Source organism: Methylobacterium sp. PvP105 (genome assembly GCF_017876975.1).
Classification (GTDB): domain Bacteria; phylum Pseudomonadota; class Alphaproteobacteria; order Rhizobiales; family Beijerinckiaceae; genus Methylobacterium; species Methylobacterium radiotolerans.
Map to the genome: position 1 here is coordinate 2968580 of NZ_JAGIPA010000001.1, position 25800 is coordinate 2994379.

The window sequence follows — 25800 nt, forward strand, 5'->3', positions numbered from 1 at the left end:
ACAGAGTGTTGCTCCGATGATACGAATCGTTGGAACGTCGGATCTTGAACGAACTATGACGATCTGCTGGAGCTGATCTTGGCTATGGGGCGCGCGACCGGCCGGATGGGGCGGTGTCGGGGAGCGCGTCATGACACGGGGATATGGGGTCTCACTCGCCGCGCTGGCGGTCGCGCTGCTCGGTCCGGGCGCTCAGGCGCAGACGGCCGGCAACGGCGTCGACATCCTGTCGGGTTTCCGGCGGATCTGGATCCCCGGGCAGACCTACGACACCGGATCGCCCACGGCCCTCGGGGCGCCCCTCCTGCTGCGCAACATCCAGATCGTCGCCGAGCGGGCGCGGGAGCGGACCCAGGCGCAGGAGATCGCCGCCTACGACGACGACCGCCGAAACCAGAGCTACAGCGTCATCGACGGCCTCGGGCCGCTGACCCGGGCCTATCTGGCGGGATCGGGGGCGACCACCACGATCCCGGCCTTCGACGCGACCACGTCGCGCGTCCAGTACGTCGACCAGGGCACCGGCGCCGGCGTGACGACGTCGCCCCTCGGGAAGGTCGTGCAGCTGGTCAACGCGTTCCGGACCAACGCCTCCACCGGCCCGGCCAAGGACGCCTACAGCTATCCGCGCCCCTGGCGGCAGAGCCTGAACGGCCAGAGCCTCGGCTTCGTCGTGCCGCCCTCCCTCGGGCCGGAGAGGAGCCCGACCCCCGCGACGGATGGCGGCTTCCCGAGCGGCCACACCAACGCCGCCTACCTGTCGGCCCTCGCCCTGGCCTACGCGGTCCCGCAGCGGTTCCAGGAACTGCTCACCCGCGCGAGCGAGCTCGGCGACAACCGGATCGAGGCGGGCATGCATTCGCCCACCGACGTGATCGGCGGCCGCGTGCTGGCGACCGCCTTCGCCATCCGGGCGCTCAACGACCCGGCGAACGCGGCCCTGCTGGGCGAGGCCTTCGCGCAGGCGCAGCGCTACCTGAGCCAGGCCTGCGGCGGTCCCTTGGAGCGGTGCGCCCACGCGCCCGTGGATCCGGCCACCGACCGCTTCTCCGACTACGCGCGCGACAAGGCCGCCTACACGGCGCGCCTGACCTACGGCCTGCCGCCGGTCGGGCCCACGGACCGGCCGCCGGTGGTCCCGGTGGGGGCGGAGGCGCTGCTCGCGACCCGCTTCCCCTACCTCACGGCGGCGCAGCGCCGCGACGTGATCGCGACCACCGAATTGCCCTCCGGCGGCTTCCTCGACAACGGGCTGGGCTACGACCGCATCAACCTGTTCGCCGCCGCCGACGGCTACGGCGCCCTCGACGGCACGGTCACCGTCACGATGGACGCGGCCAGGGGCGGCTTCTCGGCCTACGACGTCTGGCGCAACGACATCGGCGGCGCGGGCGGCCTCGTGAAGCTCGGCAGCGGCACGCTGGTCCTGACCGGCGCCAACACCTACGCGGGCGGCACGACCATCGGCGGCGGGACGCTCGTCGGCCATGCCGGCGCCTTCGGCACGGGCGCCATCGTCGACGACGCGGCGCTCGTCGTGGATCAGTCGACCGACGGGACGCTGGCCAACGCCGTCTCGGGCTCCGGGACCCTGACCAAGACCGGGGCGGGCACCCTCACGCTCACGGGGCTCGGCACGCTGACGGGCGCCACCGCGGTGCAGGCCGGGCGGCTCGTGGTGAACGGCGCCCTCGCCCACTCGGTCGTCACGGTGCTGCCGGGGGCGGAACTCGGCGGCTCGGGCACGCTGGGCGGGATCAGCGCGCTCGCGGGCGGCACCGTGGCGCCGGGCAATTCCATCGGGACCCTCACCGCCGCCGGCCATGTCGCCTTCGCGCCGGGCTCCGTCTACCGGGTCGAGGCCGGCGCCGCCGGACAGGCGGACCGGATCGCCGCGACCGGCACCGCCACCCTGTCGGGCGGCACCGTCCAGGTGCGCGCCGCCCCGGGCGCCTACAGCCCGCGCACCACCTACACGATCCTCTCCGCCGCCGGCGGCGTCTCCGGCCGGTTCGCCGGCGTGACCGCGAACCTCGCCTTCCTCAGCCCGGGCCTGCGCTACCGGAGCGACGCGGTCGACCTGACGCTGACCCGCAACGACGTGCCCTTCGCCGCCTCCGCCACCGGCCGCAACGGCGCGGCCGCCGCCAACGCGATCCAGGCCGCCGGATCGGGCCGGCTCTACGACGCGGCGGTCGCCTTCACGGCCGACGAGGCCGGTAGCGGCTTCCGGGCGCTGGCCGGCGACATCCACGCCGGCACCGTGTCCACCGCCTACGAGACCGCCTACTTCGTGCGCGAGGCCGTGCTCGACCGGCTGCGCTGGGGCGGCCCCGGCACAGGCCTCGACGACGGCCGCCTGCCGGCCGCCGACGCGGCCGACCTGCCCGGACGGGCCCCGGTGGTGGCCGACGTGCCGGTGCGGGCGCTCGACCCGCAGGTGTTCGGGGTCTGGGGCCAGGGTTTCGGCGCCTTCGGCACGGCCGGCGGCGGCGGCAACGCCTTCGACCTGAACCGGCAGATCGCCGGCTTCGCGGCGGGCGCGGACGTGCGCTTGGCCAGCGGGCCGCGCGTCGGCGTGGTCGGCGGCTACACCGAGGCCGATCTCGCCAGCGCGGGCCGGGTGGGCGGCCTGAGCCGGGCGGAGAGCGCGACGCTCAAGAGCGGCTTCGGCGGCCTGTACGGCGGCTACGAACGCGGCCCGCTGGCGCTGCGGCTGGGCGCCCTCTACGCCGAGACGGACGCGCGCACCCGCCGGGCCGTGGCGTACGGGCTGTCGGACACGCTGAGCGGGCACGGCGGCGGCCACACGGTGCAGGCATTCGGCGAGATCGGCTGGCGGATCGCGCTGGGGCAGCCGGCGGGCGCGTCCGTCGAGCCGTTCGCGGGCGGGGCGTATGTCGGCATCCGGCGCGGCGCCTTCGCGGAGACGGGGGGCGCGGCGGCGCTGGCGAGCGTCGCGCGGGACTACGATCTCGGCGCGGCGACCGTGGGGGTTCGGGCGCAGACGCGCCTGGACCTGGGCTTGAGCCGGCCGGTGACGCTGCGGGGCCTCGTCGGCTACCGGCGGGCGTTCGGCGACGTGGTGCCGACGGCTCTGCTGGCCTTCGGCGCGGGCGGTCCGGCCTTCCTGAGCGCGGGGGTGCCGATCGACCGGGACGCGCTGGTGGCGCAGGTCGGGCTCGAGCTGGCGGTGACGCCGGACGCGAGCCTGGGCGTGGCCTACACGGGCCAGACCGGCGCCCGCGCGCGGGATCAGGCCGTGACGGGCGGCTTCACCCTGCGGTTCTAGCGCGCGACGCCTGCGCGCCGACGAAGTCCACGAAGGCGCGCAGCGGCGCCGGCAGGTGCCGCCGGCCGGGGTAGTAGAGGAACGGGCCGGGGAAGTCCTGCCACCAGGGTTCCAGCACCGGCTCCAGGGCGCCGCCGTCGAGCCGCGGCCGCAGCCAGTCCTCGAACAGGTGGACGATCCCGGTGCCGGCGACCGCGGCCTCCACCGCGAGGTCGCTGGCGCCGACCCGCACGATCAGCGGCCCGGTCGGGTCTACCCGGACGATCGCGCCGTCGCGCTCGAACTCCCACGGCGCCGTCAGCGCGCCGCTGGGGAAGCGGCCGAGCAGGCAGGCATGGTCGAGGAGGTCCCGCGGATGCTCCGGCCGGCCGCGCCGGTCGAGATAGGCCGGGGACGCCGCCGTGGCGAAGCGCTGCCGCCGCGGGCCGATCGGCACGGCGATCATGTCCTGCTCCAGCCGCTCGTCGTAGCGGATGCCGGCGTCGCAGCCTGCCGCCAGCACGTCCACGAACCCGTCCTCGACCACCACCTCCAGGCGGATCTCCGGGTAGGCCGCCAGGAAGGGCGGCACGAGTGCCGGCAGCACCAGCCGGGCGGCGCTGAGCGGCACGTTGAGCCGCAGCGTCCCGGCCGGCCGGTCGCGGAACCCGTTCACCACGTCGAGGGCGGATTCCACCTCGGCGAGCGCCGGGCCGAGCCGCTCCAGCAGGCGGGTCCCGGCCTCGGTCGGCGCGACGCTGCGGGTGGTGCGGTTCAGGAGGCGCACGCCGAGCCCCGCCTCCAGCCGGCGCACCGCCTCGCTGAGGCTCGACGCGCTCCCGCCCCCGGCGCGGGCGCCCTCGCGGAACCCGCCAGCCCGCGCCACGGTCACGAAGGCGGCGAGGTCGGTGAGATCCCGGGTCATCGTTCGAGAATCCGCACAGGCCGTGCCGATTGTCACGGCTTATCGGCGCAAAACCGGGCGTCTACATCCGGGGCGCCCACAGGAGATACGTCATGACCGACATCGCGCAGGCCGGGACCTTCGCCCTCGGCGACCGCACCGTGAAGCGGCTCGGCTACGGGGCCATGCAGCTCGCCGGGCCCGGGGTGTTCGGGCCGCCCGAGGACCGCGCCGCCGCGGTCGCGGTGCTCCGGGAAGCCGTGGCGGCGGGCGTCGACCACATCGACACCAGCGACTTCTACGGGCCGCACGTCACCAACCGGATCATCCGCGAGGCGCTGCACCCCTACCCGGACGGGCTCGTGATCGTCACCAAGGTCGGCGCCAGGCGCGGGGCCGACGCCTCGTGGAACCCGGCCTTCTCGGCCGAGGAGCTCGCCCGGGCGGTCCACGACAACCTGCGCAACCTCGGCGTCGACGCCCTCGACGTGGTCAACCTGCGCCTGATGTTCGACGTCCACGGGCCGGCAGAGGGCCCGATCGAGGCGCCGCTCACCGTGCTGGCGGATCTTCAGCGCCAGGGGCTGATCCGCCGGATCGGCCTGAGCAACGCCACGCCGCGTCAGGTCGCCGAGGGGCGCCGGATCACCGACATCGTCTGCGTGCAGAACCAGTACAATCTCGCCCATCGGGGCGACGACGCCTTCATCGACGATCTGGCGGCGGCCGGGATCGCCTACGTGCCGTTCTTCCCGCTGGGCGGGTTCAGCCCGCTGCAGTCGGGCACGCTGTCCGAGGTCGCGGCCGGGCTCGGCGCGACGCCGATGCAGGTGGCGCTGGCGTGGCTGCTGCGCCGGTCGCCCAACATCCTGCTGATCCCGGGGACCTCCTCGCTCGGCCATCTGCGCGAGAACCTCGCGGCGGCCGCGCTCGCGCTCCCGGATGAGGCGATGGCGGCGCTGGATCGGATCGGGGCGGCGTGAACGGTTCCCGTCCGGACGCTTCGGTTGCGCTCTCCCTCCCCGTCATCGCGAGCGCAGCGAAGTGACCCAGGGCCGCGCGACGACGGTCGGCGTCGCGCTGTCTGGAGTGCCTCGCTCCGCTCGCAAGGACGGCGGTGCCGCAACGATCGACCCGGCGCCTACTTCGCCGTCATATCGGCGAGCATCGGGCAGCCGCCCTCGCTCATCGGGCGGAACGCCTGCTCGGCCGGGATCGTCTCCAGCACCTTGTAGAGGTCCCACGCGCCCTTCGACTCGGACGGCGCCTTGGCCTCGAACAGGTACATCGGGTGGATCTTGCGCCCGTCCGGCCGGATCGTGCCCTTGCCGAACAGCGGGTCGTCGGTCGGCATCTCCTTCATCTTGGCGACCACGGCGGCGCCGTCCCTGGCCGAGTGCAGGGCCGCCACCGCCTTCAGGTAGTGGAGCGTGCTGGCGTAGACGCCCGCCTGGTACGAGGTCGGCTTCTTGCCGGGCATGCGCTTCTCGAACCGCTCCGCGAAGGCCCGGGTGCCGTCGTTGAGGTCCCAGTAGAACGAGGCGGTGAAGGCGAGGCCCTGCGCCACGTCCAGGCCCAGCGAGTGGATGTCGGTGATGGCGATCAGCAGGGCCGCGAGCGTCTGGCCGCCCTGGCGGATGCCGAACTCGTGCGCCTGCTTGATGGCGTTGGCGGCGTCGAGGCCGGCATCGGCCAGCCCGATCACCTGCGCGCCCGAGGCCTGGGCCTGGAGGAGGAACGAGGAGAAGTCCGGGTTCGGGAACGGCGTGCGCACGCCGCCGACGACCTTGCCGCCGTTCTTCTCCACCACCGCCTTGGTGTCGCGCTCAAGGGCGAGGCCGAAGGCGTAGTCGGCGGTGATGAAGTACCAGGACTTGCCGCCGCGCTTGAGGATGGCCTTGCCGGTGCCGTTGGCCAGCGCCGCGGTGTCGTAGGTCCAGTGCACGGTGTTGGGCGTGCAGGCCGGGCCGGTCAGGTCGGCGGTGCCGCCGCCCGAGTTGATGAAGGCCTTGTTCTTCTCCTTGGTGATCTGCGCGATGGCGAGCGCCACCGAGGAGGTGGGGACGTCGAACACCGCGTCGACGCCGTCGCGGTCGTACCATTGCCGGGTGATGGAGGCGCCGACATCGGGCTTGTTCTGGTGGTCGGCGGCGACGACCTCGACCTTCAGCCCGTGCGCCTCCGGCTTGAAATCCTCGACCGCCATCCGGGCGGCGACCACCGAGCCCTCGCCGGTGGAGTCGAAGTAGACGCCGGAGCGGTCGTTCAGCACGCCGATCTTCACCGGCACGAGGTCGGCCGCGAGCGCCGCGCCGGCGCCGAGCGCGCACAGACTCCCGAGCAGCGCCGCGGCGCGGTGGCGGAGCGTCATGTCTCTCTCCCTGTCGAATCTCTCCCGGCCGCGTTGATCGCCGCTCGGGACGTTTCCGAAGGCAGACTATCCGTGGCGGATCGCGGCTGGAACGGGTGCGCGTGAGGATGCCGGCGATCCGTCAGGGACAGCCTTCACCACGCGAGACGACACCGCCGTCTTCGCGAGCGGAGCGATCCAGCAGCGCCACGGTCGTGATGACGGGTGTGCGGCGGCGATCGGCCGCTCAACCGCCCCGCGGCGTCAACCCGAAGATCGCCCGCGCCTGATCGGGGGTGGCCGGCTCCCGGTCGAGATGGGCCAGCAGGCTCACCGCCTTCTCCACCAGGGCGGCGTTGCTCGGCGCGAGCCGGCCCCTCGACAGGTACAGGTTGTCCTCCAGCCCGACCCGGACGTTGCCGCCCATCCCGGCCGCCACCGCGAGGATCGGGAACTCCTCCCGGCCGATGCCGAAGGCCGACCAGACCGCGTCCTCCGGCAGCCGCGCCCGCATCGCCACGAGCGCCTCGGGCGTCGCCGGGGCGCCCCAGGGGATGCCGAGGCAGATCTGGAACAGGGGCGGGCGCGCCAGATGCCCCTCGGCGATCAGGTGCCGGGCCAGCTCGATCTGGCCGAGGTCGAACACCTCGATCTCGGGCTTCACGCCCGCGTCGCGGATGTGACCCGCCATCGCCCGCAGATGGCTTGGCGTGTTGAGGAACAGGTGCTCGCCGAAATTCATCGTGGCGATGTCGAGGGTGCAGATCTCCGGCCGCAGCGCGCCGACATGCCGGGTGCGCACCTCCGGGCTGACGAAGGTGGTGCCCGGGCCGGCGACCGCCGGGTCGGGATCGCCCGGCACGAACCGGCCCCCCGCCCCCGTGGTCAGGTTGAGGATCACGTCCGTATTCTTCTCGCGGATCCGCTCCACCGCCTCGCGGTAATGGGCGAGCGCCATGCTGGGCGCGGCCGTCTCGGGGTCGCGGACGTGGATGTGCACCACCGCGGCCCCGGCGGCGGCGGCCTCGAGCGCCGACTCGGCGATCGCCTCCGGGCTCACCGGCACGGCCGGGTTCTTCCGCGGCGTGTCGAAGGAGCCCGTGAGGGCGCAGGTGATGACGGTGGTGCTCGCCATGGGTGTTCTCCTCGGACCCTAGATCGCTCCGCCGTCGACCGTGATCGTCTCGCCCGTGATGTAGGCCGCGCCGGCACTCAGGAAGAAGATCGTCTCGGCGATGTCCTCCGGGCGGGCCATGCGGCCGAGCATGGTGCGCCCCACCGTCGCGGCCTTGCGCTCCTCCGACCAGGGGTCGGTCCAGGGCGTGGCGACGAGGCCCGGCGCGACGGCGTTGACGCGCACCTCCGGCGCCAGCGCCCGGGCGAGGCTGCGGGTCAGGTTGATCAGCCCGGCCTTGCTGGCCGCGTAGGCGACCGACGAGCCGCGCCGCCCGAGACCGGCCACCGACGCGGTGTTGACGATGGCGCCGCGGCTCGCCTTGAGGGTCGCGGCCGCGGCCCGGGCGCAGCGGAACGGCCCGAGCAGGTTGGTCGCGAGGATCGTCGCCCAGAACTCCTCGCTCATCGCGTCGAGATCCTCGAACGCGATGGGCGCGGTCGTGGCCGACGTCCCGGCATTGTTGACGAGCACGTCGAGGCCGCCGAGCCGGTCGATGCCGGCCGCCACCATCGCCTCGGCCTCGCCCGCCCGCGACACGTCCCCGGGCAGCGCGATCACCGAGAGGCCCTCCCCGGCGAGCCGGGCGACCTCGGCCGGGCCGCGGGCATCGTCGGGCAGGTGGTTCAGCGCCACCGCGGCGCCGTTGCGGGCGAAGATCGCGACGGTCGCGAGCCCGATGCCCGAGGAGGCCCCGGTGACGAGGACGCGCCGCCCGGACAGGTCCGCTCCGATCATGTTCCCTCCATCCGGCCGATCCCGGCCATCGCCGCCTTGAGCGCCAGGAGCTTGCGGTCGCGCTCGCGGAACAGCTCCTCGGGCGCGCGCCCGCCCCAGTCGAAGTAGCCGCGCCCCGCCATCACCCCGGTCCGGCCGGCGGCGCAGAGGGCGTCGAGGGTCTCGGACCGGGTGCGCGGCGGCGGCGGCGCGTAGCTGCCGTTGGCGAGCGCCCGCTGCGTCAGCTCCAGGCCGGTGAAGTCGGCCTTGGCGAGGTGGCCGAGGATCGGGATGCGCAGGGCGAGCCCGTGGACGATCGCGTCGTCGATGTCCCGCGGCGCGGCCACGCCCTCGTCGAGGAGCCGGAACACCTCGGCGCTGATCGCCTGCTGGATGCGGTTGGCGACGTAGCCGGGGATGAAGCGCTTCAGGACGATCGGGACCTGGCCGAGGCCGCGCACGAACTCGGCCATGGCGGCGATCACCGCCGGATCGGTGCCGGGCCCCGGCACCACGTCGACCAGGTCGACGATGTAGGGCGGCGTGTACCAGTGCAGGATCAGCGCCCGCGCCTGCCGGCGTTCCGGGATCAGCGGGAAGACGTCGAGGTAGCTGGTGTTGCTGGCGAGGACCGCGTCGGCCGGGCAGAGCCGGTCGAGCTCGGAGAAGAGCGCGCCCTTGGCCTCCGGGTCCTCGGTGATCGCCTCGATCACGAGACCGGCGCCCGACACCGCCGCGCCGAGCTCCGCCTCGACCCGGACGGCCCGGGCCAGCCGCGCGGCATCCCAGCCCTCCGGGGCGGCGCCCGCCTCCCGCAGGGTCGCGAGGGCCGAGTCCATCAGGGCGGGGATCCGCGCGCGGGTCTCGGGCCGCGTGTCGGTGAGCCGCACGCCGTGGCCGGCGAGCGCCAGCACCAGGGCGATGCCGTGCCCCATCACGCCGCCGCCGACGATCGCGATCTCGCCCATGCCGCACGCTCCTGTCCCTGTCCCGGGCTCCTCTCGCGGGAATCCTCGGGTCTTCCCGCCGGCCTCAGCCGCCGCGCTGGTCCCGGCGCATCATGAAGGCCAGCTTCTCGAACAGGCTGACATCCTGCTCGTTCTTCAGGAGCGCCCCGTGCAGCGGCGGGATCAGCTTGCGGCCGTCCTGCTCGCGCAGGGTCTCGGGGGCGATGTCCTCGGAGACGAGGAGCTTCAGCCAGTCGAGCAGCTCCGAGGTCGAGGGCTTCTTCTTGAGGCCCGGGACCTCGCGCATCGCCAGGAAGGTCCGCAGCGCCTCCTCGACGAGGCGGTGCTTGATGCCCGGATAGTGGACGTCGACGATGCGCTGCAGCGTCTCGGCGTCGGGGAACTTGATGTAGTGAAAGAAGCAGCGGCGCAGGAACGCGTCCGGCAGCTCCTTCTCGTTGTTCGACGTGATGATCACGATCGGCCGGCGCACGGCCCTCACGGTCTCGCCGGTCTCGTAGACGTGGAACTCCATCCGGTCGAGTTCGGTCAGCAGGTCGTTGGGGAACTCGATGTCGGCCTTGTCGATCTCGTCGATGAGCAGGACCGGGCGCTCGGGCGCGGTGAACGCCTCCCAGAGCTTGCCGCGCCGGATGTAGTTGCCGATCTCCGAGACCCGCGGGTCGCCGAGCTGGGAGTCGCGCAGGCGCGAGACCGCGTCGTACTCGTACAGGCCCTGCTGCGCCTTCGTGGTCGACTTGATGTTCCAGACGATCAGCGGCGCGTTCAGCCCCTTGGCGATCTCCTCGGCCAGCACGGTCTTGCCGGTCCCGGGCTCGCCCTTCACCAGGAGCGGCCGCTCCAGGACCACGGCGGCGTTGACCGCCGCGGTGAGGTCGGGGGTCGCGACGTAGGTCTCGGTTCCGGAAAAGCGCATCGCGGTCTCGGAGAGAGGGGCTCGGGCCCAGGGGTAGCGCGCCGCGCCGCCGGGCCGCAAGCGCCGAGCCCGTCCGGCCGGGCCTGTCCGAACTCCGTCATCACGGGCGATGCGACGTGACCCAGGGCAGCGCGACGTTCCGAGGCGTGGCGTCGCCCCGGATTGCTCGGCTCCGCTCGCGAGGACGGTATCGCCGCGAGCGATCTCAGCCCTTCTCGTGCCAGACGCAGTTCCGGGCCAGGATCTCCAGGTTGACGTCCGACTTCTGCGGCTGCGGCAGGGTCTTGCCGTCCATGGCGAGGTCGATCTTGATCTCGACCTGGCCCTTCGCCTCGTTGGAGCGGCGGGAGAAGTAGCAGTACTGCTGGTAGGGCTGCTCGGCGCTGTCCTTGAAGTTCCAGCCGGTCACGATCTGCCCGTCGAGGTAGGGCACCTGCTTGAACACCGTGAAGGTCGTGTTCACCGCCGCCTTGGAGGCCGGGGCGGCGTCGCTGCCGAGCTGGGCCTTGGTCGGCGTCGGCGTCGCGGAGGCCTTGGGCAGGCCCTCGAGCTTCAGCACGTTGTCGGTGAGCGTGACCTCGCCCTTGGTCTTCAGGGTCACGTCCGAGAGCGCGGCCTGCATGGCGGCGGCGATCTTCTCGGCCGCGGTGTCGAACTGGTTGAGGGTCGCCCAGCCGTAGGCCGCCGCGCCGACGCCGATGCCGGCGAGGCACGCGAAGGCGCCGAAGCCCAGCGCCCGGAACAGGAAGGCCCGGGCGGCGACGTAGCTCGAATCCGCCCGCAGGCGGGAATTCACCTGCTGGGCGAGGGCGATGTTCTCGGGGGTCCCGCTGGCGACGTAGTTCATGCGCCGGCTCCAGCGGCAGGGAGGGTCGGGCCCGGATGGGTCTGGTTCGGCAGCGCCTGCTGGCCCTGGGCCGGCCGGTTCATCGGGATCACCGCGCCCGACGCGTTGGCGGCCCGCGGCAGGATCGGCTCGGGATGCGAGCGCAGGGCGTCGGCGATCGCGTCGAGCATGTAGGGGGCCGCCTCCGGGTTCACGGCGGCGCCGAGATCGTCCTCGTCCATGAAGGTCCGGCGGGTCGAGACCGCGCACAGCGCCAGGATCGTCGACGCGAAGGCCGCGCAGACCGCGGGCAGGAACACGAAGATCCGCAGGAAGGCGTGGACCTGGCTCTCGGTCACGTCGATCGGGTCGACGCCGTAGACCATGGCGGTGAAGGAGTGGAGCTGCGAGCGGTTGACCGCGTTGCGGTAGCCCTGCTCGGCATCGGCCACGCGCCGGTCGGCGGCGCCCGGATCGAGGGCGGCGCGCGCCTTGCGGGCCTCCTCCAGGTCCTTGATCATCCCGGCGCGGTCGGCGGACGCCTTGGCGACGCCCTGCGACAGGGCGGCGACGCGGGGATCGGCCACGCATTTCAGGTTCTGGTACTTGCGGCCCTTGCTGTTGGTGCCGAACACGCGCTCGCAGCGCTGGGCCGGCAGGCCGGCGAGCTGCTGGGCGTTGTCGGCGGAGCGCTTCTCGATCTGGTCGAGCTCGGCCGTGTACTGCGCCACGCGCTCGTCCGCCGCCTTGATCCGGTCGCCGATCGTGGCGCGGTCGGCCTGGGCGTCCTTCAGGGCGGTCTTGGTCCGGGCCGCCTCCATCAGGCGGGGATGGAACATCATCTCGCCGAGCTGCGACACCGACTTGGTGGTCACGCCCGCCGCGAAGATGATGCCCAGCACGGCGAGGCCGCGCACGAAGTAGGAGCGCTGGGTGCGGGCCAGGATGCCGAGCGGCACGCGGCACAGCTCGACCGCGGCGTAGACCAGCGGCGCCAGCAGCATGAAGTAGAAGGCGTGCCAGTCGCCGTCGCTGTAGACGCCCGCGAACAGCCACGCGCCCCAGAGCGAGGCGCCGATCACCATGAACTCGACGAGGTACGCGATCGCCACGTAGCCCCACTTGATGCGGTAGCCCTTCTCGACGTGGCGCTGGTGGCGCCAGCGGTCCGACTCGAGCTTCCACTCGCGCTTCTCGCGCTCGATGTCGCGGCTGGGAGGCGCTGTCGGACCGGCAAATATCGATTTGATGGAGATCATCGGCCTCGTCGCATCCATCGGTCCAGTTCCGGGCGGGGCCCGGCCGAGCTTAACCCCCGGTTAACTCAGGCGTGTATGCGCGCATTGTGCCGATTTTGAGCCGGGTTGCACGCCCTCCGCGCGCGCCGCCTCTGGATGCCGTCCGCATCCCGCGCGCCGGTGACCGAAATGTCTCACCCGCGTCTGTATCCGGCTTGTGTCGGAACGCACATCCGCGGGGCCGGTCGCGACCCGAATCCGGTTGCCCCGAGGGCGGGGGCGACCCATGATCGCGCAGCCGTGATCGGCATCCCCCTGCCCCGAGAGACGAGGTTCGATCCGCCGCCGATGCCAGAGGTCCACGCCGGCTCCTACAAGGAAGCGATCCTGTTTCTCGTCACGGCGGGCATCGTGGTGCCGCTGTTCCACCGCCTGCGGATCTCGCCGGTGCTCGGCTTCATCGGCGCCGGCGCCCTGCTCGGCCCCTTCGGCCTCGGTCGGCTGGCCGACACCTATCCCTCCGTGCACCTCTTCACCATCGGCAACCGGGCCGAGATCTCGCACCTCGCCGAGTTCGGCGTGATCTTCCTGATGTTCATGATCGGGATCGAGCTGTCCTGGGAGCGCCTGCGGGTGCTGCGCCGGCTGGTCTTCGGCCTCGGCTCCCTGCAGGTGGGCTGCTCCGCGCTGATCCTCGGGGCGATCCTCTACGGGCTCAACGTGCCGCTCACCGGCGCGGTGATCGTGGGCATCGGCCTCGCCCTGTCGTCGACCGCCGTGGTGCTGCCGGTCCTCGCCGAGCAGAAGCGGCTGAACGCGCCCACGGGCCGCACCAGCTTCGCGGTCCTGCTGTTCCAGGACCTGGCGGTGGCGCCGGTCCTGTTCGCGATCGCGGTGCTCGGCCGCGACGACGGCGGCGACAAGGGCTGGGCGCTCGCCATGGCGCTCGGCCAGGCGGCGATCGCGCTGGTGCTGATCGTGGTGGCGGGCCGCCTCGCCCTGCGCCCGCTGTTCCAGCTCGTGGCGCGCACGCGCTCCACCGAGCTGTTCATGGCCGCCTGCCTGCTGGTCATCGTCGGCACGGCGCTGACCGCGGCGGCGAGCGGCCTGTCGATGACGCTCGGCGCCTTCGTGGCCGGCCTGCTGCTGGCCGAGACCGAGTACCGCCGGGCCATCGAGGCGACGATCGACCCGTTCAAGGGCCTGCTGCTCGGCGTGTTCTTCGTCTCGGTGGGGATGAACCTCGATCCGGCGCAGCTCATGGCGACGCCGGGCGCGATCATCGGCCTGTCGCTGGCGCTGGTCCTGATCAAGGCCGCCGTGGTGATGATGGCGGCCCCCGTCCTGAAGATCCCCCGGCCGGTGGCGCTGGAGACGGCGCTCCTGCTCGGTCCGGGCGGCGAGTTCGCCTACGTGCTGATCGGCGGCGCCATGGCGACAGGCCTGGTGCCGGAGGAGGTCGGCGCGGCGGCCCTCGTGGTGACCACGGTCACGATGATCATGATCCCGGCGCTCGCCGCCGTCGGCCGCCGGCTCAAGCTGCGGGCGACGGCCGGCGCCCAGGCCACCGCCAAGGCCGAGCCGTGGCCGCAGCGCGTGGAGAACCGGGTGATCGTGGCCGGCTTCGGCCGCGTCGGCCGGCAGGTCGGCGAGATGCTGGAGCGGCACAAGATCCCGTACCTCGCCCTCGATTCCGACGCCGCCCGGGTCGCCGAGCAGCGCCGCGCCGGCGCGCCGGTCTATTTCGGCGACAGCGGCAACACCGAGATGCTGCGCCGCTGCGACATCGCCACGGCCCGGGCGCTGGTCGTCACCCTCGACAATCCCCGCGCCGTCGAGGCGGCGGTGGCGGCGGCCCGCGCCGAGCGGCCGGACCTGACCATCGTGGCCCGGGCCCGCGACGCCCGCCACGCCTCCTCGCTCTACGAGCTCGGCGTCGACGACGCGGTGCCGGAGACGATCGAGGCGTCGCTGCAGCTGTCGGAGGCCGTGCTGGTCGATGTCGGCGTGCCGATGGGGCTGGTGATCGCGTCGATCCACGAGCGGCGGGACGAGTATCGCGCCCTGCTGAAGAAGCGCGAGAGCGAGTCGAAGCCGATCTTCCGGGCCCGGCGGACCGTCGGGAAGGCGCTGGGCAAGGCCCCGGTCAAGCGGGAGCCCGAGCGCCAGGAGGTCGGACGCCAGGAAGTCGGGCGCCAGGAAGTCGGACACCAGGAGGCGGCCGGCCAGGAGGCCTGAGGCGGCGGGCGCGAGGCGGCCGCGCGGCGCGGACCGTGAGGCCCGGGCCGCGGGCCTCCTCAGATCAGGACCGGGTGCGCGTCCTCGTGCTTGGCTCGCCGCGCCACGCGGCTGCGGGGCGCCGGCTCGAACCCGTCGGCGAAGCTGCAGCGGTAGACCAGCTCGTCCGCCGGCCCGAGGCCGGTGACCAGGGGCACCGTCACGGTGTCGCCGGAGAAGCGCCAGCCGCAGGCGCCCTTGTCCCAGTAGAGCCAGACCGTCCCGGGATAGCCCCGCAGGGTGAAGACCGCGGCCTTGCGCGACAGGGCCTGCACCGCCCGCGGGGCGTACATGCCCTTGTCGCGATAGGCGTCCCGGGTCGCCTCCGGCTGGCGGTCCATGAAGGTGTTGCGCACCAGCTGAATCGTCGCCCCCGGCTTCCCGAGAAACCGCTTGAATTCCGTCAGATTCCGCAGGACGACCGCCATCGCAGGTCTCCTCGCCAGCTCCGTGTGGGCCGCGTCGCCGCGTCCGCACACACTCGATGTCCCGAGTTGAGCGATTCCCATGACCGATTGAGTGACCGGGCGAGGCCCGTCCGGCCACATATCAACAGATTCGACGACTTATACCCAGGTTATGAGTCCCAACGGGCTGGAGAGACTCGCTCGGGTCCCGGAATCAGCGATGCCGACCGGGCGGAATCTTGTCGACCATCGTCGAAGACTCGGAAGTCTTCCGGGAAAGTCCTGCCCCGCCCGGCGGGGCGCCGACCGATTCGCGCGGGCTTGACCCGGGCGCCCGGCTGGCGCGTTCTCCCGGGATGCTGCTGCAGTTCTTCACGGCCCTCCGGGACGCCAAGGTCCCCGTCTCCCTGAAGGAATACCTGACCCTGCTCGGCGCCCTGGACCGGGGCCTCGCGGAGCACGACGTCGAGGCGTTCTACTTCCTGTCGCGCGCGGCGCTGGTGAAGGACGAGGCGCATCTCGACCGGTTCGACCGGGTGTTCGGCACGGTGTTCAAGGGGCTGGAGACCCTCGGCGAGGCGGTGGAGCCCTCAGCCATTCCCGAGGAATGGCTGAGGAAGCTCGCCGAGAAGTACCTGACCGAGGCCGAGAAGGCGGAGCTGAAGGCGCTCGGCTGGGACAAGCTGTTCGAGACCCTGAAGCAGCGCCTCGCCGAGCAGAAGGGGCGCCACCAGGGCGGCTCGAAGTGGATCGGCACCGGCGGGACCTCGCCCTTCGGCGCCTACGGCTACAATCCCGAGGGCATCCGCATCGGCCAGGACGGCAACCGCAACTTCCGGGCGGTGAAGGTCTGGGACAAGCGCGAGTTCAAGGACCTCGACGACGACCGGGAGATCGGCGCGCGCAACATGCGCCTCGCGCTGCGGCGCCTGCGCCGCTTCGCCCGGACCGGGGCGGCCGAGGAGCTCGACCTCGACGGCACGATCCGCGCGAGCGCCCGCCAGGGCTACATCGACGTGAAGCTGCGGCCGGAGCGGCGCAACGCCGTGAAGGTGCTGCTGTTCCTGGACGTCGGCGGCTCGATGGACTGGCACATCGAGCAGGCGGAGGCGCTGTTCTCGGCGGCGCGCTCGGAGTTCAAGCACCTCGCCCACTACTACTTCCACAACTGCCCCTACGAGGCGGTCTGGACCGAGAACCGGCGGCGGCACGAGGCGCGGACGCCGCTCCTCGACGTGATCCGCACCTACGGCAGCGACTACCGGCTGGTCTTCGTCGGCGACGCCTCGATGAGCCCCTACGAGATCGCCACGCCCGGCGGCTCGGTGGAGCACTGGAACGAGGAGTCCGGCGCCGTCTGGATGCAGCGGCTCCTCGACCATTTCCCGAAGGCGGCGTGGCTCAACCCGGTGCCCGAGACGCACTGGGGCTACACCCAGTCGATCGGGATGGTGCAGCGGCTGGTCGCCGGCCGGATGTTCCCCCTCACCCTGGAGGGGCTCGACGCGGCGGCGCGGGCGCTGGTGCGGTGACAGGCGGGGTCGCGGCCTTCGAGCGCGATGCGGCCGGACGCCGTGCCGTCTCGGCGCGCGGAGCGAAGCGACCCGGCGATCCCACGCGCATGCGGTCGCGCCGGCCCGGGGTCGCTTCGCTGCGCGCGATGACCGGGGGATCGACGAGACCCGAACGGCGGCCGTGTCAGCCCTGCTGGGGCGGAGTCGTCACCACGAGGCCGTCCAGCGCCGGCGTGATCTTGATCTGGCAGGACAGGCGGGAATTCTCGCGGACGTCGCTGGCGAAATCCAGCATGTCCTGCTCCATGTCCTGCGCCTTGCCGACCGTGTCGATCCAGGCGTCGGCCACGTAGACGTGGCAGGTGGCGCAGGCGCAGGCGCCGCCGCACTCCGCGTCGATGCCCGGGACGTTGTTGCGCATAGCCGTCTCCATCACGGTCGCGCCGACGCTGCCTTCGACGGTCCGTTCCGTCCCGGCGTGGTCGACGTAGGTGATCTTGGGCATGCTGGGGGCTCCGGGCTCGCGTCGAGCGCACTCTGTCCGACGGGCGGCGTGCCTGCTTGGCGGCTGGAAACGCGGAATGCAAGCGCGGCATTAGACACCAATCCCGGATCGATCGCCGCATCGCGGCGACACCGTCAGGCGCGCGCCTCCGCGATCTCCGCCAGCGCCCGCGCGACCGCGGCCGCGAGGTCGTCGACCGGCACGGCCCCGGCGCCGGCGCGCAGGCGCGTCTCCGCGGCGTCCGCCAGGGCGCGCACGTGAACCGCCCCGACGCCCGCGGCCGAGCCCTTCAGGGTGTGGGCGAGGTCGGCGCGCTGCTCCCGCGGCAGGGCCGGGTCCGCGAGGCGCGGCAGGATCGACCGGCACTGGCCGGCGAACAGCTCCAGAACCTCACGGGCCAGCTCGGCGTCGCCGCCGGTCTGCGCCTCGAGTTCCGCGGGGTCGATGGCCTGCATGCTCGGGCTCCCGGCATCCGGATTCGTCGGGGATTGCGGATCTGATCCACACAATTCACCCCCTGATTCGCCGGGTGGGGATCGCGCCGGACCCCTCCCCTGCGGCAGGATGGTGGAGGCGGTGAGCGACGGGCCCGGTAACCATTCGGTTAACGTTTTCTGGGGCCGGTCGAGGGCTCGGGTATCGGCAGTCGCTGCCCGAGTTTAGTCTTGTAATGGTAAACGGGGCGTTGCGTCTCCGGCTCAAGCCTCCCCAGGCGCCGGTGAACCCGTGTAACGAGGCGTTGAATGGCGACCGAGAAGAAGCTGAAGGACCCGGCCGAGGCCGCGCTCTCTGCGATCGAGCAGGCGCTGAACCTCGACGCCCTGACGCCGAACGGCACCGACGGCCGCGCCGAGCCGCGCCTGCCCGATGTCGGTGACGCCGACCCGCTGCGCGACGGCGGCCTCGACGCCGGCCGGACCATGCCGCCGCGCCTCGACCTCGACCCGCCGCTCGCCTCCGACCTGCCGCCGCCGGGCCTGGACCGCCCCCGCCGCGAGGGCGGCCTCCTGCCCCCCGACCGCTCGCTCGTGGCCAACGACGACCGGCGCAACATCGGCATCCTGCAGCAGACCCTGCGGGTGCGCTCCTCGCCCAAGCCCTACCTGCTCGCCCTCGCCGCCGGCGCCGTCTGGATCGGCGCCCTGGTGCTGATCGCGTGGGCGAAGTCCGACGGCGACCTGCGCGCGGTCGTGTCGGGCCTCTCCGCCCTCCAGGCGAGCGTCGGCGCCGCGGCCCTGTTCGGCCCGGTTGTGCTGTTCGTGATCGCCGCCATGCTGGCGGTGCGCGCCCAGGAGATGCGCCTCGTCGCCCGCGCGGTCGGCGAGGTCGCGGTCCGTCTGGCCGAGCCCGAGAGCTTCTCCACCGACGCGGTCCTGACCATGTCGCAGACCGTGCGCCGCGAGGTGGCGGCGGTGGGCGACGGCGTCGAGCGGGCGCTCGCCCGGGCCGGCGAGCTGGAGACCCTGGTCCGGGGCGAGATCGCCACCCTGGAGCGGGCCTATTCCGACAACGAGATCCGCATCCGCTCCCTCGTGGACGAGCTGGTGGCCCAGCGCGAGGCGATCGTCACCAACGCCGAGCGGGTGCGCAGCGCCATCACCGGGTCGCACCAGAGCCTGAGCCAGGACCTGGAGGGCGCCTCCGACCGGATCGTCTCCGCGGTGACCGGCGCGGGCGAGCGCGTGACCGGCGCGCTGGAGACCCGCGGCGCCGCGATCACCGCCTCCCTGGGCGAGGCCGGCGACCGGGTGGTCAACCTGATGACCGCCCGCGGCAGCGACCTGATCGACACGCTGGCGGCCACCAGCCACGAGGTGCGCGGCAGCTTCCAGGAGGTCGGCGAGACCCTGACCCGCAGCTTCGAGGACCGCGCCGGGACCGCGACCGGCGCCTTCCAGGCCGCCGGCACCGCCCTGGCCGAGCGCCTGTCGGAGAATGCCGGCGCCCTCACCCGGACCCTGGAGGAGACCGGCAGCCGCGTGAGCGACGCGCTGGAGCGGCAGGCCGGCACGGTGCGCGAGACCTTCGAGCGCTCGGTGACGGGGCTCGAATCCGCCTTCCTGTCGCGCGGCTCGGAGCTGACCGAGCGCTTCGGCGCGATGGGCGCCGAGATCACCGCCCGCTTCGCCGAGACCGGTTCGGCCCTGACCCAGGACATCGCCGGCCGCGGCCTCGCGCTGCGCGCCGAGATCGAGAGCGCCGGCCTGTCGGTCGCCGAGACGATCGAGGGCCGCGGGCGCGACGCCCAGGCCGCCCTGGCGCTCGCCGCGAGCGGCGCCGGCGAGACCCTGGCGGCCCGCGCGGGCGCCGTGCGCGACGACCTCGTCGGCACCGCCGAGCGGATCGCCGAGGCCCTGTCGGAGCGCGGCGGCGCCCTCGCCGAGCGGATGGACGGCATCGCGGCGCGCCTCGACGAGACCGTGACGGTCCGGGCCGCCGACCTGGAGCACCGGGTGGCGGCGGCGGCCGAGCGGGCCGGCGGCAGCATCGCGCACCGGACCGAGACGGTCGCGGCGAACCTGGAGGCCGCCTTCGCGGCCCTGGGCCAGGGCTTCGAGACCGGGGCCGCCTCGGCGGTCCAGTCGCTGCGGGGCACGGTCGAGGGCCTGTCGGGCGAGATCGACGGCCGCACCGCCGAGGCGGTCGCGGCGCTCCAGCGCGGCGCCGACGCGGCCACCAGCGCCCTGCGCGGCACCGCCGAGGACGCCACCGGCGCGGTCGAGTCCCGCACCCTCGAGGCCGTGCGGGTGTTCGAGCGCCGGGTCGCGGATTCCGCCGCCGCCCTGTCGGCGCGCACCGAGGAGGCGGCCGCCGCGCTGCGGGCCGCCGCCGATCAGGCGAGCCAGGCCGCCGAGACGCAGACGCGCGACGCCGCCGCCCGGCTCGCCGAGGCGCTGGACACCCTGCGGACCGCCTCGGGCGAGGTCACGGGCGCCGTCGAGGCCGAGACCGCGATCCTCACCGCCCGGTTCCGCGACGCCGCCGACCGCGCCGGCACCGAGCTCGGCGCGCGCGGGACGGAAGCCGTCGCGGCGGTCCGCGCCGCCCTCGACGACCTCAACCGCGAGCTCGCCGCCCGGACCGGCGACGCCACCGGCAGCCTCGCCGAGGCCGCCCGCGCGATCTCGGCCGACCTCGCCGCCCGGATCGGCGAGATGGAAGCGGCCTTCGGCGAGCACGGCCGCGGCGTCGCCGAGCTGCTCGCCAGCCACGCCGACGAGACCCAGGCCCGGATCAGCGGCACCGGCCGCGACATCGTCCTCGCCGTGGCGAGCCAGGGCGCCCGCATCGCCGACACCCTCAGCCAGACCGGCGCGAGCTTCGCCGAGACCGCCGACGGCCGGGTCCGGGCGATCGACGAGACGCTGGGCAACCGCCTCGCCGCCCTGCAGGAGACCATCGCGCGCGGCGACATCCTGGCCGACCGGATCAACCGCGACACCGCCGCGCTGGGCGAGACCGTCGGCGCGCGGCTGGAGGAGATGGACCGGCTCCTCACCGGCAAGGGCGAGGCCGTGGCCGAGACGATCGCCACCCGGGCCCGCGAGGCCGGCAGCCTGATCGAGACCCATCTCGGCGGCCTGGAGACGCGCTCCGCCGAGCGGGCCGCCGCCATCGCGGCCGCCGTGGCAGCGCTGGTCGGCCAGATCGACGACCATCTCGGCAGCCGCGCGAACGCCGTGGACGAGGCGCTGCGCGCCCGGACCGACGAGATGGACCGGATCATGGCCGAGGGCCATCGCGGCCTGATGGAGATGCTGGAGGGCCGCACTTCCGGGCTCGGCCAGGACATCGCCCGCCACACCGGCGAGATCGCCCGGCGGATCGAGGAGAGCGCCGGCCATTTCGACACCGGCGTCATCGGCCGCCTGCAGGCGATCGCCGAGACCCTGGACCAGCGCGCCCGCCTCGTGGACGAGAGCTTCGGCGTGCAGGCCTTCGAGGCGATCCGCCTGATCGAGGCGCGCACCCGCGCTGTCGACGAGGAGCTCGCCGGCCGGACCCGCGACCTCGTGGCGATGATCACCGACCGGACCGGCGGCCTCGACGGCGCGATGGCCGAGCGCGTCCGCGCCCTCACCGGCACCATCGAGGAGGCCACCCGCGGCCTGGAGGCCGCGCTGGCGAACCGCGCGGATTCGATGATCCGGCTGGTGGACGAGCGCACCGAGAGCGCCGACGCGGCGCTCGCCGCCCGCACCGAGGCCGTGCACGCGGCCTTCGCGGAGCGCGCCGACCTGCTCGGCCGCCTCATCGACGAGCGCATCGCCGCCATGTCGGGCGAGCTCGACGAGAAGGGCCGCGCCGTGTTCGGGGCGATCGGCGGCCGGATCACCGAGCTGGCCCGCCTGCTCGACCGCGGCGGCAGCTCGCTGGCCGAGCTCATCGACCAGCGCGGCGAGAGCGTGCTCGCCAAGCTCCAGCAGACCATCGCGGACGCCGAGCGGATGCTCGATGCCGGCGAGGGCCGCCTGGGCCACACCCTGTCGAGCCGCACCGCCGACATCAGCGGCCTCCTCGACGAGGGCGTGCGCTCGGTCCACACCCTGCTGGACGACCGGACCAACCAGATCCGCGTCATGCTGGACGACCACGCCGGCACCCTGGCCGCCACGTTGGACGGCCGGATGGGGCCGATCCACGAGGCGCTGGACGGCCGCGGGCAGGCGATGGTCGCCGCCCTGGAGGGCGCGTTCGGCTCCGCCACCGGCGCCCTGGACGACCGCACCCGGCAGCTCGGCAGCCTGTTCGACGAGCGGCTGGGCCACCTGGAGAGCCTGGTCGACGGCCGCGGCAACCGCCTCGCCGACACCCTCACCGCCCGGGCCCAGGCCCTGCGCACCCTGTTCGAGGAGGCCCAGTCGGCCCTCGACGGCGTGGTCGAGGGCGGCGGCGGCCGCTTCGCCGCCGCGGTCGACGCCCGCATCCAGTCCCTCCGCGCGGTGCTGGAGGAGGCGCCCGCCGCCGTCTCGGCGCTGGTGGAGACCCGCGAGCGCCAGCTCGCCGCCACCCTCGACGCCCGCACTCAGCGCCTGCAGACCCTGTTCGAGGAGGCCCAGGCCGGCCTGCGCGACCTCGTGGACGGGCGCGGCCAGGAAGTCGCCGACGCGATCGCGGCCCGGACCGAGGGCCTGCGCACGACCCTCGACGCGGCGCCCGCCCAGATGGCGGACCTGCTGGACACCCGTCTGTCCGACCTCCAGGGCCTGTTCGAGCGGGCGCAGGGCGAGATCGACCGGCTCGTGGACAGCCGCGGCCGCCAGATCGCCGGCACCATCGAGCACCGCACCCAGGCGCTCCAGGCGACCATCGAGGGGGTGAACCCGGCCATTGCCGGCCTGCTCGAGGAGCGCGAGACCCGCCTCGCCGAGACCCTCAAGGAGCGGACGGGCGAGCTGCAGACCCTGTTCGACCGGGTGCAGAACCGCCTCGGCGCGCTGGTCGAGGGCACCGGCCGCGACGTGTCCGAGCGGGTCGACGCGCGCGTCGAGACCCTGCGGGCGACCTTCGAGCAGGCGCGCGCCGCGATCGAGGGCCTGCTGGAGGACCGCGGCCAGGCCCTGGTGGCGGCCGCCGAGGGCCGCACCGGCGCCCTGGTGGAGGTCTTCGACGCCCGCCTGCGCGCCCTGGACGGCGCCGTCGAGGACCGGACCGGCGCCCTGGTGGAGACCTTCGACGCCCGCCTGCGCGCCCTGGACGGCGCCGTCGAGGGCCGCACCGGCACCCTCGTGGAGACCTTCGACGCCCGGCTGCGCGCCCTGGACGGCGTGGTCGAGGGCCGCACCGCGGCCCTGGCGCAGGCCGTCGAGGCGCAGAGCGAGGCCCTGGCCCGCGGCGTCGACGCCCGCGCCGACGCGTTCACGCAGCGCATCGACAGCCGCATGCGGCTGTTCGCGACCCTGGTGGCGCAGCGGGCCGACACCCTGGCCACCGCCTTCGACGACCGCCACGAGGCCTTCGCGGGCCTCATGGACGAGCGCACGGCGGCCCTGGTCGCCGCCCTCGACGAGCGGGCCCGCGCCCATGCCGAGCAGGTCGACGCCCACAACGCGGCGCTGGCCGAGACGCTCAGCCGCCGCGAGGCCGCGCTCGCCGGCCTGATCGACGCCCGCACCGAGGCCCTCGGGGCGGGGTTCGAGCGCCGCGCCACGGCGCTCGGCGCCCTGGTGGATGCCCGCGGCGAGGCCCTGTCCCGCCGTCTCGCCGAGAGCGCCGAGACCCTCGTGCGCGCCATCGAGGAGCGCGGCGGCGCGCTGCTCGCGAGCGTCGAGGGCAGCGGCCGCGCCGTCGGCGACAGCCTGGAAGGCCATGTCGAGCGCCTGCGCGGCGCCATCGACGGGCCGATGATGGACCTGTCGCGGGCCCTGTCGGACCGCGCCGAGGCGATCGAGCGGACGCTCGCCGAGACCGGCGTGCCCCTGGCCGAGAGCCTGCGGGAGCGGACCGAGGAGCTGGCCGTGCAGTCGCGGGCCTCGGCCGAGCTGCTGCGCGCCGCCGTCGAGGACGGCGCCGGCCGCACCCTCTCCGAGCTGTTCGAGACCAACGACCGGATGGGCCGCGAGCTCGGCGCGCTGCTCCAGCGGATCGAGGCCGCCAACACGGCGCTGACCGACCTCGTGGCCGGCGCCGACACCAATCTCGGCGCGATCGAGCAGGGTCTCGCCGGCCGGATCGAGCAGGTCCAGGGGGCGCTGGAGCGCATCGCCGCCGAGACCGGCCGCGCCAGCGCCGGCGTCTCGGCCCAGGTCGAGGCCCTGCGCGGCGCCGCCGACGGGGCGCTCAGCGAGGCCTCGCGCCTCGCCGAGACCCTCGACGGCCGCGGCCGCTCGCTCGGGGAGCAGACCGCCGCGCACGTCGCGGCCCTCGACCGGGCCGCGGCCTCCCTGGCGGCCATCGAGGAGCGGCTCGACTCGGCCCTGTCGGGCCGCGAGACCAAGCTGACCGAGGCGCTGGCCGCGTTCGAGGCCCGGGCCGCGGCCCTGGAGCAGAACGGCACCGCCCTGGCGCAGACCATCGAGCAGACGCTGCGCGCCGCCGAGGAGCGCGCCCGCAGCGTCGGCGAGTCCCTGGCCCAGTCGGCCCAGGGGGCCGGGGCCTCGGTGACGAGCGCCTTCGCCGACCTGAAGGACAGCGCCAGCGCCGAGGGCGAGAAGGCCGCCCAGGGCGTCCGGCAGGTCATCGAGGAGGCGGCCCGCGAGATGCGCAGCGGCTTCCAGGAGGCCCAGGCCAGCTTCGGCGACTCCTTCTCGGCCCTGCGCGAGATGGCGGGCTCGATCCGCGGCGAACTCGACGCGACCCGCGCCGAGCTCGCCAAGGGCGTCCTCGAGCTGCCGCGCGAGACGCAGGACGCCACCGGCGAGATGCGCCGGGTGGTGGCGGACCAGATCAAGGCCCTCAACGAGTTGTCGTCCCTGGTCTCCCGCTCCGGCCGCTCGGTCGACGTCGCCCAGCCGCAGGCCCAGCGCCGGGTCGCGGAGGGTGGCGGCCGGGCCGTCGCGGCGGCGCCGACCGCCGCGGCCCCCGCGCCCGCACCGTCGATGCCGACGGCGGCCCCCGCGGCTCCGGCCCTGCCGGCCCCCGCGCCGACGCCCCGCGCCGCCGCGGCCAAGATCGAGGCGCGCCCGGCCGCGCCCGCCCGCCCGGCGCAGGCCGGCGACAAGCGCGGCTGGCTGTCGGACCTGCTGACCCGCGCCTCGCTGGACGACGACGAGGAGCCGGCGACCGACGCGCCGGCCGCCGCCCCGGCGCCCGCGGCGCCGGCCCGCCGCCCCGCGGTGGCGGCCGCCGAGACCGGGCGGATCGCCCTCGACACGATCTCGACCGACATCGCCAAGATGATCGAGCACCGGACCGCGGTCGACCTGTGGGAGCGGTACCGCCGGGGTGAGCCGAACCTGTTCGACCCGCGGATCTACACGCCGCAGGGCCGGGCGACCTTCGCGGAGATCCAGCGCCGCTACAGGACCGACGCGGAGTTCCGCCGCAGCGTCGACCGCTACGTCAGCGAGTTCGAGCGCCTGCTCGGCGACGTGGTCAAGAACGACAGCGACGCCAAGCGCACCGACGCCTACCTGACCTCGGAGACCGGCAAGGTCTACACCATGCTGGCCCATGCCAGCGGGCGCTTCGACGGGGCGTAGGACCGATCCCGCCGGGGCCGTTCGCGGCGCCGGCGGGGCACACGCCGGGGACGACGAGATCCGTCGCACCCGCCCCCGCATCCTGACGTTGCGCGCGGGACCGGGCGGCGCGGGCGCCGCCCCGCCCTCACAGCAGGCCGAGGCCGACCAGTTCGCGCCGCAGGGCCTCGGGCATCTCGGCGAGGTCCCCGGAAGCCTCGGCCCCGAGATCGGCCGGCGCGTCGCGCGCCGTGAGGTAGCGCCAGCCCTGGAACGGCCGGTAGGGCCGGGGCGCCACCGGGACGAGCCGGGGATCGAAGACCAGGCGGCAGCGCGGGATGCCGTCCTCCCCGGTGAGCGGCTCGATCGCGGTGATCGCCTGCCGGCAGGACAGCGTCCCGCGGATCACCCAGTAGATCGAACCGTGGCCGGTGATCTCCCGGTGGCGCTTGGGCAGGGTGCGGGTGACGTGGAACGGGGCCGCTTGCCGGCCGTCCCGGAGCGCCTCCTCCCGGAACCGGGCCTGCCGGGCCTCGAGGTCGGCGATGGTGGCGGGGCCGACGCAGAGCTTGATCAGGTGCAGGGCCACGGATGCGCGTGCTCGGGGTTGCCG

The 25800-nt window shown here is 73.9% G+C and carries 17 protein-coding genes; 5 read left to right on the forward strand and 12 right to left on the reverse strand.

Features of this window, described 5'->3' with window-relative positions:
- The first annotated feature begins 130 nt into the window (after nucleotides 1–130).
- On the forward strand, nucleotides 131–3292 hold the full coding sequence (locus J3A75_RS14100) for an autotransporter domain-containing protein (protein WP_209650291.1): 3162 nt from the start codon (nucleotides 131–133) through the stop codon (nucleotides 3290–3292).
- Here J3A75_RS14100 and J3A75_RS14105 read toward each other — a convergent pair.
- On the reverse strand, nucleotides 3276–4196 hold the full coding sequence (locus J3A75_RS14105) for a LysR family transcriptional regulator (protein WP_012318913.1): 921 nt from the start codon (nucleotides 4194–4196) through the stop codon (nucleotides 3276–3278). The two genes, J3A75_RS14100 and J3A75_RS14105, sit on opposite strands and share 17 nt — an antisense overlap.
- Before the next feature lie 92 nt (nucleotides 4197–4288).
- Here J3A75_RS14105 and J3A75_RS14110 point away from each other — a divergent pair, with 92 nt between their 5' ends.
- Complete coding sequence (locus J3A75_RS14110) at nucleotides 4289–5158, forward strand: aldo/keto reductase family oxidoreductase (protein ID WP_070999379.1); 870 nt, start codon at nucleotides 4289–4291, stop codon at nucleotides 5156–5158.
- A 158-nt stretch (nucleotides 5159–5316) separates the two neighbouring features.
- Here the strand turns inward: J3A75_RS14110 and J3A75_RS14115 are convergent, their stop codons facing one another.
- The 7 genes from J3A75_RS14115 to J3A75_RS14145 all read right to left on the reverse strand — a co-directional run bounded on the left by J3A75_RS14115 (nucleotide 5317) and on the right by J3A75_RS14145 (nucleotide 12403).
- Complete coding sequence (locus tag J3A75_RS14115; RefSeq protein WP_024830284.1) at nucleotides 5317–6546, reverse strand: ABC transporter substrate-binding protein; 1230 nt, start codon at nucleotides 6544–6546, stop codon at nucleotides 5317–5319.
- 226 nt (nucleotides 6547–6772) lie between these two features.
- Nucleotides 6773–7660 carry a 3-keto-5-aminohexanoate cleavage protein gene (locus J3A75_RS14120; RefSeq protein ID WP_063111706.1) on the reverse strand — a complete coding sequence of 296 codons (888 nt, stop codon included), beginning with the start codon at nucleotides 7658–7660 and terminating at the stop codon, nucleotides 6773–6775.
- A gap of 18 nt (nucleotides 7661–7678) precedes the next feature.
- Nucleotides 7679–8437: an SDR family NAD(P)-dependent oxidoreductase gene (locus tag J3A75_RS14125; protein WP_024830282.1), complete on the reverse strand. Its 759-nt coding sequence runs from the start codon at nucleotides 8435–8437 to the stop codon at nucleotides 7679–7681.
- On the reverse strand, nucleotides 8434–9384 hold the full coding sequence (locus tag J3A75_RS14130) for a 3-hydroxyacyl-CoA dehydrogenase family protein (RefSeq protein WP_012318918.1): 951 nt from the start codon (nucleotides 9382–9384) through the stop codon (nucleotides 8434–8436). The genes J3A75_RS14125 and J3A75_RS14130 overlap by 4 nt, the downstream gene beginning before the upstream one ends.
- A gap of 64 nt (nucleotides 9385–9448) precedes the next feature.
- A complete protein-coding gene (locus J3A75_RS14135; protein ID WP_024830280.1) occupies nucleotides 9449–10300 on the reverse strand; it encodes an AAA family ATPase in 852 nt (283 codons plus the stop codon).
- Nucleotides 10301–10505: 205 nt separating this feature from the next.
- Complete coding sequence (locus J3A75_RS14140; RefSeq protein ID WP_012318920.1) at nucleotides 10506–11147, reverse strand: hypothetical protein; 642 nt, start codon at nucleotides 11145–11147, stop codon at nucleotides 10506–10508.
- On the reverse strand, nucleotides 11144–12403 hold the full coding sequence (locus J3A75_RS14145; RefSeq protein ID WP_012318921.1) for a hypothetical protein: 1260 nt from the start codon (nucleotides 12401–12403) through the stop codon (nucleotides 11144–11146). Before J3A75_RS14145 ends, J3A75_RS14140 begins: the two co-directional genes overlap by 4 nt.
- A gap of 309 nt (nucleotides 12404–12712) precedes the next feature.
- Here J3A75_RS14145 and J3A75_RS14150 point away from each other — a divergent pair, with 309 nt between their 5' ends.
- Nucleotides 12713–14602, forward strand: coding sequence for a cation:proton antiporter (locus J3A75_RS14150; protein WP_012318922.1), 1890 nt, complete (start codon nucleotides 12713–12715; stop codon nucleotides 14600–14602).
- Nucleotides 14603–14661: 59 nt separating this feature from the next.
- Here the strand turns inward: J3A75_RS14150 and J3A75_RS14155 are convergent, their stop codons facing one another.
- Nucleotides 14662–15069, reverse strand: coding sequence for a hypothetical protein (locus tag J3A75_RS14155; RefSeq protein ID WP_209650292.1), 408 nt, complete (start codon nucleotides 15067–15069; stop codon nucleotides 14662–14664).
- Nucleotides 15070–15404: 335 nt separating this feature from the next.
- On the opposite strand from J3A75_RS14155, the gene J3A75_RS14160 reads away from it, so the two are divergent.
- Complete coding sequence (locus J3A75_RS14160; RefSeq protein WP_012318924.1) at nucleotides 15405–16580, forward strand: vWA domain-containing protein; 1176 nt, start codon at nucleotides 15405–15407, stop codon at nucleotides 16578–16580.
- 166 nt (nucleotides 16581–16746) lie between these two features.
- Here J3A75_RS14160 and J3A75_RS14165 read toward each other — a convergent pair whose 3' ends face one another.
- Both J3A75_RS14165 and J3A75_RS14170 read right to left on the reverse strand, forming a co-directional pair.
- The gene (locus J3A75_RS14165) at nucleotides 16747–17067 is read right to left on the reverse strand and encodes a 2Fe-2S iron-sulfur cluster-binding protein (RefSeq protein WP_012318925.1); all 321 of its coding nucleotides are present in this window, start codon (nucleotides 17065–17067) and stop codon (nucleotides 16747–16749) included.
- A 134-nt stretch (nucleotides 17068–17201) separates the two neighbouring features.
- Nucleotides 17202–17522 carry an Hpt domain-containing protein gene (locus J3A75_RS14170; RefSeq protein WP_012318926.1) on the reverse strand — a complete coding sequence of 107 codons (321 nt, stop codon included), beginning with the start codon at nucleotides 17520–17522 and terminating at the stop codon, nucleotides 17202–17204.
- 288 nt (nucleotides 17523–17810) lie between these two features.
- Between J3A75_RS14170 and J3A75_RS14175 the strand changes: the two genes are divergently transcribed.
- Nucleotides 17811–25208, forward strand: coding sequence for a hypothetical protein (locus J3A75_RS14175; protein ID WP_209650293.1), 7398 nt, complete (start codon nucleotides 17811–17813; stop codon nucleotides 25206–25208).
- Between the two features lie 127 nt (nucleotides 25209–25335).
- On the opposite strand, the gene J3A75_RS14180 is transcribed toward J3A75_RS14175, so the two are convergent.
- On the reverse strand, nucleotides 25336–25776 hold the full coding sequence (locus J3A75_RS14180; protein ID WP_012318928.1) for a DUF1489 family protein: 441 nt from the start codon (nucleotides 25774–25776) through the stop codon (nucleotides 25336–25338).
- Nucleotides 25777–25800: the final 24 nt, after the last annotated feature.